At 43.0% G+C, this 12,730-nt stretch carries 7 protein-coding genes; 2 read left to right on the forward strand and 5 right to left on the reverse strand.

Annotated elements, in window-relative coordinates; translation table 11 throughout:
- Positions 1-24 precede the first annotated feature (24 nt).
- A complete protein-coding gene (locus EWE74_RS11870; RefSeq protein ID WP_239018641.1) occupies positions 25-1,089 on the reverse strand; it encodes a GntR family transcriptional regulator in 1,065 nt (354 codons plus the stop codon).
- Between the two features lie 295 nt (positions 1,090-1,384).
- On the opposite strand from EWE74_RS11870, the gene EWE74_RS11875 reads away from it, so the two are divergent.
- Both EWE74_RS11875 and EWE74_RS11880 read left to right on the forward strand, forming a co-directional pair.
- On the forward strand, positions 1,385-5,110 hold the full coding sequence (locus EWE74_RS11875) for a hybrid sensor histidine kinase/response regulator transcription factor (protein ID WP_165384702.1): 3,726 nt from the start codon (positions 1,385-1,387) through the stop codon (positions 5,108-5,110).
- Between the two features lie 54 nt (positions 5,111-5,164).
- Positions 5,165-6,601, forward strand: coding sequence for a glycoside hydrolase family 28 protein (locus EWE74_RS11880; protein ID WP_130141751.1), 1,437 nt, complete (start codon positions 5,165-5,167; stop codon positions 6,599-6,601).
- A 70-nt stretch (positions 6,602-6,671) separates the two neighbouring features.
- Here the strand turns inward: EWE74_RS11880 and EWE74_RS11885 are convergent, their stop codons facing one another.
- From EWE74_RS11885 to rhaT, 4 genes are all read right to left on the reverse strand, one after another.
- Entirely contained in the window at positions 6,672-8,018 is a 1,347-nt protein-coding gene (locus tag EWE74_RS11885) for an FGGY-family carbohydrate kinase (RefSeq protein ID WP_130141752.1), read from the reverse strand.
- 77 nt (positions 8,019-8,095) lie between these two features.
- Positions 8,096-9,370 carry a TIM barrel protein gene (locus EWE74_RS11890; RefSeq protein ID WP_130141753.1) on the reverse strand — a complete coding sequence of 425 codons (1,275 nt, stop codon included), beginning with the start codon at positions 9,368-9,370 and terminating at the stop codon, positions 8,096-8,098.
- A gap of 22 nt (positions 9,371-9,392) precedes the next feature.
- On the reverse strand, positions 9,393-11,501 hold the full coding sequence (locus EWE74_RS11895) for a bifunctional aldolase/short-chain dehydrogenase (protein WP_130141754.1): 2,109 nt from the start codon (positions 11,499-11,501) through the stop codon (positions 9,393-9,395).
- 23 nt (positions 11,502-11,524) lie between these two features.
- Positions 11,525-12,598 carry an L-rhamnose/proton symporter RhaT gene (rhaT, locus tag EWE74_RS11900; protein WP_130141755.1) on the reverse strand — a complete coding sequence of 358 codons (1,074 nt, stop codon included), beginning with the start codon at positions 12,596-12,598 and terminating at the stop codon, positions 11,525-11,527.
- Positions 12,599-12,730 lie beyond the last annotated feature (132 nt).

Genomic DNA, 12,730 nt, shown 5'->3' on the forward strand with positions numbered 1-12,730 from the left:
CGTGATATGGCCGCGTACATTAGCTTATACAGAAGCACGTAAAACAGTATAAAAAGGCACTTCTAAACGACTTTTTAGTCCATCCAGAATACTGGTAGCTGCGTATTCACCCATCAGACGAAAATCCGTAGAAATAGTTGTAATACCGTTTAATATAAACTTTTTAAGTGGCGTTTCGTTGTATGAAATAATACCTATATCTCTTCCGATTTCTAGCCCTTTTACACTTACTTTATCCAACAGACGAAATAAGTCATCCTCCGCCAGATTAATATAACAGGTTTCTTTTTCTATGGGTTCCTCATCCAGATCGCCGACCAACAGATGATCAAAAGCGTATTCCTGACAGAATTTATAGAAACCTTTGATAATGGTTTTCGGATAATCGCTATTATCCGGGAAAACCAATTTGAGCATACTGTATTTGGAAAGCGGTTCCCGGATAGATTCCAATGCTTCGTATATATCTTTCTCATGATTTTCGCATACAATCGGAAAATCTCCATGGACGCCATTAACATCCCTTCCTAACAACAACAACTTATCCGTTGGGATTACAGATAATACTTCTGCCGCTTTTTCTCTCCCCTCCTTAAAGTAGGGAAAGACTACATAATAATCATACGGCTGCGATAGGTTTTGCAATAATGTACGCAGTTGGGCAATATCACTATTATATACAAATAGATCTATGGAAGCCTCGCTTCCCAACTTAGCTGCTAATGCATCGTAAACAATCTTCTTATGCGCGCTTAATTTATTTAAGAATACCGCTGTCCGCAAGCGAAAAGATTGTTCTTTCGCAACGAAATACCCCTTTCCCGGAGAAGATTTGATAATCTCTTCCTGGCGCAATTTACGATACCCTTTCTCTACCGTATCCCGTGCAATTTGCAGTTGATAACTTAAATCATTAATAGATGGAAGTGCATCACCGATTTCGACCACCTTTTGCTTAATGGCCTCCACAATCGCATCGGCTACCTGCACATATTTAGGGGTGGCCGAAAAATCGTTGATTTTAATCATCTTAATGAGTGCTGCATTTATAGTGCCGCGTGCACGTGAAGAAATATATAACGTTTCCATGTTACTATAATTTAAGGTTGGTTAACAAATCTTATTATTTTATCTCCATGATATTGAATTCGTTGTTTATATAGCGTGATCAGCGTTTTACAAAGCTATTCCGATTAACCAACTGCAGCCCGTAAAAAACGCTCAAATTCCCTGTAAAAATGTCTCATCCTCGAAGATTACCATATACTCTTCACAAAGAGATGATGACGATTTTATGCATCAGGATGGAACGGGATAGGATTATGAAGCTTTTTTTGTACTTTAGATGATTATGCTAGGAGCAAGGCTAACCGAAAAAAAAACAATGATCAACATCATGCTTCTTGTGCTCTTGATGAGTATAGGATTACCTGCCTGTGGGCAATTCCTCCAGCTTAAATTTGATCATATTACATCCGAAAATGCTTTGCCCCAAAGTACTATACACGGTATTGCAAAAGACAAATATGGCTTTATGTGGTTTGGAACCTGGTCTGGACTTTGCCGATATGATGGTTATAACATACGTGTTTATCGGTATGATGCCCATAATCCAAGGAGCTTAGTCAACAACCGTATACACAATATTTTGACCGATAAAGAGGGTGACCTGTGGATCTCTACGTTCGATGAACAATACTTATGCCGCTATCATTATGAAACAGATGATTTTGAACGTCTTCCCGTAGGAGATTGTCCACCGGAACTCCAGGATAAAATAAACCGACGTAATCACCGCCTTCAGGTAAATGTCAGTTATCAACAAACGCGGTGGCATCTGGATAACCTGTCCACCACGTTGGTGGAAACGCATCTTCCATCCGGAAAGCAAAAAACGTATACCGTTGATGCGGCAGATCCTTGGTCGATAAACGATGCATACGTCAGCGACCTCTTTATGGACGATCAACATGTTATCTGGCTCGGAACATACAGTAACGGTATTAATCGGGCCTATCTCGATGCCAGCCCCTTTCATTATCTTTATCATTATCCGGATCGTCTTAATTCCCTCGCCGAGAACATTGTGCGTTCTATTTCCGAAGACAAGGAAGGAAATCTATGGGTCGGCACGCGGAGTAAGGGGGTCACATTGGTCAAAAAAAATGGAGGATATCAACATTTCCAACATGATCCGCAAACGGAGCATTCTATCCAAAGTAACTATATTAAAAAGATTTTTTGTGATGCGGAAGGTTATACGTGGATTGGAAGCCAGAACGGTTTAGATCGTTACAATCCACGTCTCGGACGTATCGAACGCATCAGAGACTCTACCATATTAAATACCGGTGTGTATGGGATGGCGGAAGATACCAGTGGCGATATTTGGCTAGCGACCTGGAATGGTATCTGCAAATTTGATCGCAATCGCCAAAGCATAGAAACCTTTGATCTAAGCCATATTCTTACACAACAACATGTATGGAGTATCTTCATCGACCATAAGGGACAAATATGGGCAGGCACCGAAGGTGAAGGGGTGTTTGTCTTTAACGAAACCCATAATGGTCAGCTGGTTCTTCTCCGGAAATTACATCATGGCAATCCGACTGCTACTGCTATCAGTGACAACCGGATATACAGTATCTTTGAAGATCGTGAAAACCGGGTATGGATCGGAACGGGGAATGGTCTGGATTGCTATGACCCGCAGACGAACCGGGTAAAACAACTTTCTCAACTGGGCGACCTCTGGCCTAAAGGTACCATTGCCGGTATTACAGAAGATGAGAATGGCTTTCTTTGGGCCAGTCATAAACAGGGCATTTCACGCATAAACAAACAAACGCTGGACATCCGCACCTTCTCGAAACAAGATGGCCTGCAAAGCAATGAATTTGCAGACGGAGCCGTTTATCGGAGCGTTCGGGGGAATCGTCTTTATTTTGGCGGAAATAAAGGAATAAATCATTTCTGCCCGGATAGCATCCGTACCAATAATACGCCTCCAAAAGTCGTTCTGACCGAGCTTCGCATCCTCAATCAACCCGTAGAGGTAAATCAGGAGATTAATAACCGGATCGTGTTGCAGCGGCCGTTGTATCTAAGTTCTTCGATAGCGCTTACGCATGAAGATAAAAGCATCAGTATAGAGTTTGCCGCCCTGCACTTTGTCAATCCGGCAGGTAATCAATATGCGTATATGTTGGAAGGTTTTGACAAAGACTGGATATACGGCGATGCCAGCAAACGAGTAGCTAGCTACTCTAATCTTGCACCCGGCAACTATACGTTCAAAGTAAAAGCCTCTAACAGCGACGGGATATGGGCGACTGTGCCCACCGAACTGTCTATCTCTGTGGCTCCCGCTTTTTGGGCAAGTAAGGGAGCCTATAGCCTGTATACGCTTATTTTTCTGTTATTATTATACGCATTCTATTATTACATCACACGCTATACGAAACTCAAATCAAAGCTTAATTACGAAGCTATTCTACATGAAAAAGAACGCGAGTTACACGAAAGTAAGGTACAATTTTTTACCAATATTTCGCATGAGATAAAAACACCACTTACCTTGATCCTCTCGCCTATACAACAGTTAAAAACGTGGGGAGGACAAGATTTACGGGTACAGGAACAGCTTAAAACGATGGAAACCAATGGGCAACATCTTTTAAAAACCGTCAATCAATTATTAGATATACGACGTTTTGAAACGGGGAATGAAGAGCTTCATATCGAGCAAACGGAACTCATCTCCCTGATACAACAGGTTGTTGATTCTTTTACGCAACAAGCTCGGCAAAAGAAGGTTCACCTCAAACTCGCATCATCGAAACCTGCCATTTATGTACCTTTAGATGCGGATAAAATGGAGAAAGTACTTTACAACTTGTTATCGAATGCGATTAAATTTACAGATAGCGGTGGTATGATTAAAGTTCGTATCCAGCAAAATGAAGCACATTTACACATCGACGTCATAGACAATGGGAAAGGTATTTCGCCGGAAGATCTCGACCGTATTTTCAAACCATTTCTGCAAGGTAAATCCACTGTACCGGGTGGCACTGGCCTTGGGCTAAGTTATAGCAAGACGCTTATCGAAATGCACGGCGGAAAACTGACGGTGGAAAGTCGTGCAAATACGAAACGGAATAAGCTGACCATATTTCATATTGTATTACCGCAGGCACCAAATCAACAAATCACCGTACCTACCGAAGAACCGGAAACGTTGCAAGACACGCCTGTACCGTCGACAAATGTCTCGTCGGAGGAGATCGGCGAGCAACTCCCTTCACTTCCACGTCAATGTACATTGCTTTTAGTTGAGGATAACGATCAAATGCGGAGCTATCTAGCTCAATTCTTCCGCAGTAGTTACCATATATTGGAAGCACCAAATGGTGAACAGGGGCTAATACTAGCACGAAAACATGTGCCTGATTTGATTATTAGCGATGTCATGATGCCCAAAATCGACGGTATATCTTTTACGCGTCAAGTAAAAGCCGACATCCTGCTTTGCCATATTCCCGTTATTCTACTGACTGCGCGAACTTGGGTCGAGTATGAAGTAGAGGGTTTAGAAACCGGCGCGGACGATTATATGGTGAAACCTTTCTATTTGCCTGTTCTCGCGCTGAAAGTACGAAACCAACTCCTAACCCGTTTTCATATACAAGAAAGGTTTAAACAACAGGTTATTGCTATTGAACCCACGAAAATAACCCCACAATCTCCTGACGAAGCCTTACTACAGAAAGTATTGGCGTATATCGAGGCACATATACAAGACTCGGACTTAAAAATCGAGGATGTGTGTCGTGCAATCGGACTTAGCCGAGCCCAGCTTTACCGAAAAATGAAAGCGCTGACCGGCTATACGATGAATGATTTAGTCAAAGAGATTCGCTTAAAACGTGCGCAACAGCTCCTCCAAGACAATAAATTTCAGATCAATGAGGTCGCGTATATGGTCGGGTTCAATGATCCAGAGTATTTTCGAAAAACCTTTAAAACAAAAATCGGATGTTCGCCTAGTGCGTATGCTAAAAAACACCAAATGTCTTCGTCTGATATGCCGCAGGACAGCACATAACGCCTTTACACAAATAATCCTATAAATTGCAGGTTCAACTTATTGTATATCGTTATGATGAAACCTGTGCACCTTATTTTTCTATCCGTCGTGGTTATCTGCTTTTCTCTTTCACAAGCTTGCAGTCAAGAAAAATTTCCCAAGGACGACTGGCGTACCAAAGTCGGTGCGCAATCGCAACCAACCAAGACCAAAGAATTTATCGTTAACCGCTATGGGGCTAAAAACGACGGCATAACATTAAACACAAAGGCTATTCAATCGGCCATCGATGCCTGTGCCGAAGAAGGGGGCGGAATCGTGCGCTTTCAGCCAGGCGCTTATCTTACCGGTTCTATATTCGTAAAAAGTAATGTTCATCTGTGTATAGACAGCGGTGTTACCTTATTAGGAAGCCAAAATATAGATGATTATAAAGTCATTGATACACGTGTAGCCGGTATCGAGATGGCATGGCCGGCAGCATTAATTAATATACTAGACCAAGAGAATGCCGCTATCAGTGGTAAGGGACTAATCCATGCACAGGGAAAACCCTTTTGGGAGCAATATTGGCGGATGAGAACAGAAGAATACGAACCGAAAGGTTTACGTTGGATTGTAGATTACGACGCTCGTCGTCCTCGTACTATTCTTGTATCCAATGCAAAAAACATCACATTAAAGGATTTAGAAATACAACAAGCGGGGTTTTGGACCGTACAGATCTTATATTCTACCTATGTTACCGTCGATGGGTTAACCATCAACAATAATGTAGATGGTCACGGACCGAGCACGGACGGTATCGATATTGATTCCTCCTCCTGGATTTTGGTTCAGAACACGGATATTGATTGCAACGACGATAATTTTTGTATCAAAGCGGGTCGTGATGCTGACGGCCTACGCGTCAACAGACCGGCAGAATATATTGTTATTCGAGATTGCTTTGCCCGCCGGGGAGGTGGATTACTCACCTTGGGGAGCGAAACTTCGGGCAGTATTCGCCATGTTTATGCATCCAATATCCAAGGTTCGGGCACGAAAAACTGTCTGAATATCAAATCAGCGATAACCCGCGGCGGTACGGTAGAACATATCGTATTAGAAAATGTCAAGATGGACAGTGTGGGCGTTGCCTTACAGGTAAATATGAACTGGAACCCCACCTACAGTTATTCTACGCTACCAGAAGAATATGATTATGAAAAAATCCCGCTGCATTGGAAAAAATTGTTACAACCCGTGGAACCCGCGGAGCGGGGTATCCCGACTTTTCGGGACATCACGATGCGCAATGTACATATTAAGGGAGCCGACAGGGCCATCAACGTAGAGGGGCTCCCCTCTTCTTGGGTAGAAGGCATCAGTCTGCAACAGGTATCTATCGAAGCCAAAGAAGCAGGAAAAATCCGTTACAGTAAAAACTGGGATATACAAGACTTCAAACTGGTAAGCAAAGATGGCTCGACGATAGCAAAAGAGCATACAACAGGGATATCCTTATAGAACGAAAAAAGCGCGTAGACTTTACATCTACACGCTTTTAAAATAAACACTGTATAATAAAAGTCTTGATCTACGCGCGATAATAGCGTAGTTCGATGATGTCACTCGGAACAGATTGTCTATTCCATTGATCATGAATCACTAATGCGGCGCCGATAGCCGTAGCTTGTGCCATCGATGCTGCATATATTTCGATATTGCCAAATGTTTTGGCGAGTAAGTTCATAAAGATATTATTCTTACTAAAACCACCATCCACAAAAATCCGCTGGATTCTCTTTGCGGCTAATATGAGACGGGTAGACGCCACCTGTGCTTCGACCAGGTATAACATAAACGCATGGTAAGCCTCCACATAATCCGCGAAGTTATTCAAATCAACCTGTCCAAAAGCATCCAGATGGGACGGGATTTCCTTCCCTTTACTGAGCTTATCTATTAATGACCAATCGATCTCAATTTGCTTAAAGCGGCCTGTTGTTACTTGAAAGTGCTCCGCAATACGCTTGGTCTGTACGTCATGCTCATAACCCGCAAACAAACGGGAGGCTTTTACCGGCGTACCAGCATAGGTCATGTAAAACAGACAGTCCTTTTCCAACTGCTCTTTCGTCAACCCCTCATCATTAAATGGATTTAGTGATATACACCAAGTACCCGTAGAAATTAAAATAAAAGGCTCATGGAAGTTTAGCAGGTATGGAATTAATGCCGAAGAGCTATCGTGTAATCCTACCCCCACCTTATAGGTGCTTCCAGGAAAAGCGGCAGAAAATACTTCCTCTCCTTTGACAACGGGCGCTAGTTTCCGGTCGATCCCCGTATCTCTTACCCATTGGTGGTAATCATTTTTCTCAAAATCCCATAGCGCGGTATGACAGCCGATACTGGTCATATCCGAATATATCTGTCCGGACACTAAAAAACTAAGGTATTGTGGTAAATGTACCGCATATTTCATTTTTTCGTATACTTCCGGCTTTTCCTGTTGCAAACGATATACCTGAAGCCCGGAGTTCAAACTTCCCAGCGCTGGTGATGCTGTCTTTAAGGAGAAATCTTCTACGCCGCCATAGTTGTTGTACAACTGATCCTCTAAAGCCTTCGGATAGGTTTTGAGGTAATTATACAAAGGAGTCAATGGTCGTCCGCTTTCGTCTAAATAGACAAAACTGGCACCATACGAAGTGAAATTGATCGCTTTGATATCAAACTCGTCCAAGCGAAAAACTTCATGAAGTGAGTCGAATACGGAGAGACGTAAACTTTCGAGATTTTCACATGGGTCTCCATCTTCGTCTACAGTCTCCAAAAACCGAGCTGAGCGCTCAAAAACAATATTATAACGCTCATCAAACAAAAACAATTTTTTGTTTGTCTTCCCTACATCGAAAATAGCGACAACTGGTGTACGCATTTTGAAAATTTAAAATTAGCTAAAGATGATCCGCCAATAGGCGGATCAATTGAAAAAATCGTGCTTATTCTTTATGACTATAATCCCGTCGCTACGGTATTGCTACCGCGTTCTTGGATTAGGCTATTTCTGATACCTAATTCGTTAAACAACGCAACCGGGTTTAGAGCTCCTCCTTGACGCAAGCGCGCTTCGGCAACCAGTGGGCGTACGTCCGTACGGAATACGTCTTGCAAAATCTCTTGTGCACGTACGATGTCATTTTGCTGTTGGGCTTCTCTTAACGCTTTTCGATCCACTAACAAGGCCTGTGCATAAGCAATCTTAATCGCTTCTACCGATTGCAACAGATCAACCAACGGATCTTTTAAGTTATGCGATGCGTCTATCATCCATCCCAAGCCAGTTGCGTGGTCAATTCCACGTGCATCCATACCCTCTACCAGTTCATTGAAAATCAAAAATAACTGATACGGTTTGATACTACCGGCCGTTAGGTCGTCATCGGCATATTTACTATCGTTAAAATGGAAACCACCTAGTTTGCCTTCCATCAACAACAAGGAAACAATTTGCTCAATGTTTGCATTGGGCAAATGATGCCCTAAATCCACTAACGTATAAGCTTTGTCGCCCAATTTACTGGCTAGTAATAGCGATTGTCCCCAGTCGGCAATCGTCGTCGAATAAAAATGCGGTTCGAAAGCCTTGTATTCGACAAACATTTTCCAGTCGTCCGGCAGATGCTTATAGATCTCTTTCAAACTTTCCAACGTGTTTTGGAAAGCCTCCCGAAAATTAAGCTGTCCCGGAAAGGAGGAACCATCTGCTAACCAGACCGTCAATGCTTTTGACCCTAGAGCTATACCGTGTTTGATCACCTCGATATTGTGATCGACAGCTTGCTTACGTACCTTTGGATCCACATGATGCAACGAGCCAAATTTATAACTGTGTTCTTGGCCCGGCTGATCTTGAAACGTGTTGGAGTTTACAGCATCAAAACCCAACCCATAAGAAGCCGCAAGCGTCTTTATCTGCTCAGCATCTTGTGGAATATCCCAAGGAATGTGGAGGGAAATAGCACCGCTGGAGCGGTTCAACGCATGTAACAAACCTACGTCCTCAATCTTCTGTTCTAGTGTACCGGGTTCGCCTTTACCCGAAAAACGGCCAAAGCGCGTCCCACCTGTTCCTAATGCCCAACTGGGTATAGCAATCTGGAATTGTTGCAATTTATCCAATATCTCTTCGACGTTGGCTATGTTTTCAGCGGTATAGGAGAACGCACGTTGGTGCTTTTCCACTAATGACTGATTATGTTGTTCTATCGTTTGATTATCCAGTTTCATTATGATAAAATTAAATAAAAAACTAACGTACGAATGCCATTGCTACGCCACCATCAACGTTAAGCACATTACCCGTCGACTTATTCAAATTACCACCGACAAAGGCAAAGCAAGCATTGGCGATATCATCCGGTAAGATAATTTCGTTTAATAAGGTACGTTTCGCATAGTAGGCAGGTAGCTCCTCTACCGTAATTCCGTATGCTTTCGCACGACCTTCAGCCCATCCGCCAGCCCAGATATTACTATCGGAAATTACCGCATCCGGATTTACCACATTAACACGAATCCGAGCTGCTCCCAATTCGGCTGCATTTAAGCGGCTAAGATGAAGCTGGGCTGCTTTCGCACTACCGTAGCCCGCGTTGTTAGGGCCACTTACCAAGGCATTCTTACTCACTATATTCACGATATCACCACCGATATGTTGTGCTTTCAATACGTGTGTAGCTCCTTGGGTCACCAAGAACTGACCTTTCACCAACACGTCATATAGTAGATTCCAATCTTTTTGTGTATGATCTTCAATAGATTTAGAGATCGACAACCCCGCGTTGTTTACGATAATATCTATTCCCCCAAAAGCTAATGCAGCTTTCTTCAGTGCTTCTTCTATTTGCGTTTGATTGGTTACATCTAATGTAGCCGTTGCGACTGCATCTCGACCAAATAGTTCAATAAATTCTTGTTCCGCACCGGCGAGACGCTCGGCATTCAAGTCGTTCAACAAGACAACAGCACCTTCCTGTGCAAATTTCTTCGCTATCGCTTTACCGATTCCACCGGCACTTCCGGTCACTAACGCAATTTTACCAGATAATGCTTTTGGTTTTGGCATACGCTGAAGTTTCGCTTCTTCTAACAACCAATATTCGATATTAAAAGCTTCTTGTCTCGGTAATGACGTATATTCACTGACAGCCTCCGAGCCCTTCATCACATTGATCGCGTTGATGTAAAACTCCGCCGCCACACGTGCGGTTTGCTTATCTTTCGCAAAGGCAAACATACCTATGCCTGGATACAAGATGATAACGGGATTCCGATCGCGGATAGCAGGGCTATTGGAATGTTTACAGGTCTCGTAATATTCGGTATACATCGCGCGGTAGTCTTCGAAAAGTGGCTCTAATTGTGCTTTCACGGCCTCTACATCGCTCAGGTCTGCACCTCTATCCAAGTTTAAGATAAGCGGTTGGATTTTTGTCCGCAAGAAGTGGTCCGGACAGCTTGTTCCCAACGGAGCTAGACGCTCCAGATCGTTTGAATTGATATACTCAAGCACTTTTTCATCATCGGTAAAATGGCCGATCATGTGGCGTTCGCTCGAACAGAAGCCTCTCAAAATCGGTGCTAGCGCAGCTGCTTGTTCCTTCCGTGCATCAGCCGGTAGGCTCTCTACTTTTTGACCTCCAAACACCGGTCTTGTTTTACCGTAATTTTGCGCTAAATATTCCGCACAGGTTTCGATAACGTCTAATGAATTCACATAGCTTTCATAGGCCGTATCACCCCATGTGAATAACCCATGCGACCCCAACATGATTCCACGAATACCTGGATTTTCTTCCAGACAAGCGCGCAACTGTAAGCCAAGATCAAATCCTGGCTTCTGCCATTCCACCCATCCGATCGTACCGTTAAAAAGCTCCTGCGTAATTTTCTTTCCGTCTTTCGCTGCTGCAATCGCAATAGCTGCGTCTGGATGCAAGTGGTCAATATGTTTGAAAGGAAGGAAACCATGTAATGGTGTATCAATTGACGGTGCTTTTGATGCCAGATCAAAGATACAATGGTTGAACAATTCCACCATTTCATCTTCGTGCTCAATACCACGGTATACATTTTCCAAGTTGCGTAGGCGCTCTACATACAACGCCGCCAATCCGGATTTCTTCAACGTACCGATATCACCACCAGACCCCTTGATCCACATCACTTCCACCTCTTCACCCGTCAATGGATCTTTATCAATTGTTTTACACGATGTATTTCCACCGCCATAATTTGTAATGCGCAAATCTGACCCCAACAGATTGGAGCGATATAACAATAAAGCCACTTCATCACCTTCTAGTGATTTCGCTTTTTGTTCGTCCCATAGATAGTTTACATGTTTGTATTCTTTCACGGCTATTTTAATTTGATATTTTATTATTCTAATGTTTTTGCTAATCCAACTATACAAATAGACAAGATAATCGTCGCTATACCTGCTATAATAGAAGTATAGGTTGATTTATTCACTCCTTTCCATTCTTTTAAGATAACGCCCCAAGCATTGGCGATCAAAATGATAAACGCCATATGGAGAATCCAGGAGCTTGCCCCGTTTCCAAGACGGCTTTCGCCCATACCATAGAAGAAAAATTGCAGATACCAGGTCGTTCCCCCTAATGCACATAGCAAAAGGTTCTTCCGCAGTGGAGCTGTTTTATTCGTATAATCAGAAAATGTTTTGTTTTTTGTTAATAAATAAATGCACCAGATGACGTTGGTGGTGAATCCACCCCACAGGATGACGACATAACTCACGTTATTTTGATACAAAAATTCACCCTGATTAGGATTTGCAGCCTTCCAAAGTTGATTCGCTACATCTGCTAGCGGCTTTCCAGCTTCGATACCAAAGTTGAAACAGGCACTCAAGACACCAGACACGATCGCCACGACAATACCTACTCCGAAATTGTAACCCGATTTTGCTTCTGCTGACAGGGAAGCTAAGCTTCTTTCTTTTAAGATACCTGCTCGTCCACAAAGATATATTCCCACTATACACACCAAAAGCCCTATCATAACACAGATTCCTGCATTAGTGGTAAAGAAATAATCAATCCCCTGTTTACCGGGTGATTGATTGAAAAAATAATAAATAGCGGGCATCAACGATCCGAACACCATACTCAAGCCCAACATGACACTACTGCCTAACGACACCCCAAGATAACGTACGCCCAAACCATAGGTCAGGCCACCGATACCCCATAAGAGCCCAAATAAATACGTGTAACCTAAGGTTGACGTATCCGCTGCCCGGATGATATCTCCAAAATTAGGGATTGTGAGCCATGCCGCGATGGGTGGCACAATAATCCAGGAAAAGAGTCCCCCGAGAATCCACATCGCTTCCCATGACCATCCTCTTACTTTCTTGTAAGGAACATAGAAGCTACCAGACGCAAAACCGCCGATAAAGTGGAATAAAACTCCTGCTAATGCATTCATAAATTATGTATTAAATAATATCGATTCTTCATAAGAACGTTCCAAGGTAAAAGGAATAATAGAGAAAACTGTTATGTTCTGTCATGTACCCCGTCGTTCAATTTGTTTTATACGCGTAGCACCCACTATCAA

Source organism: Sphingobacterium corticibacterium, from assembly GCF_004208525.1.
GTDB classification, from domain to species: Bacteria; Bacteroidota; Bacteroidia; order Sphingobacteriales; family Sphingobacteriaceae; genus Sphingobacterium; species Sphingobacterium corticibacterium.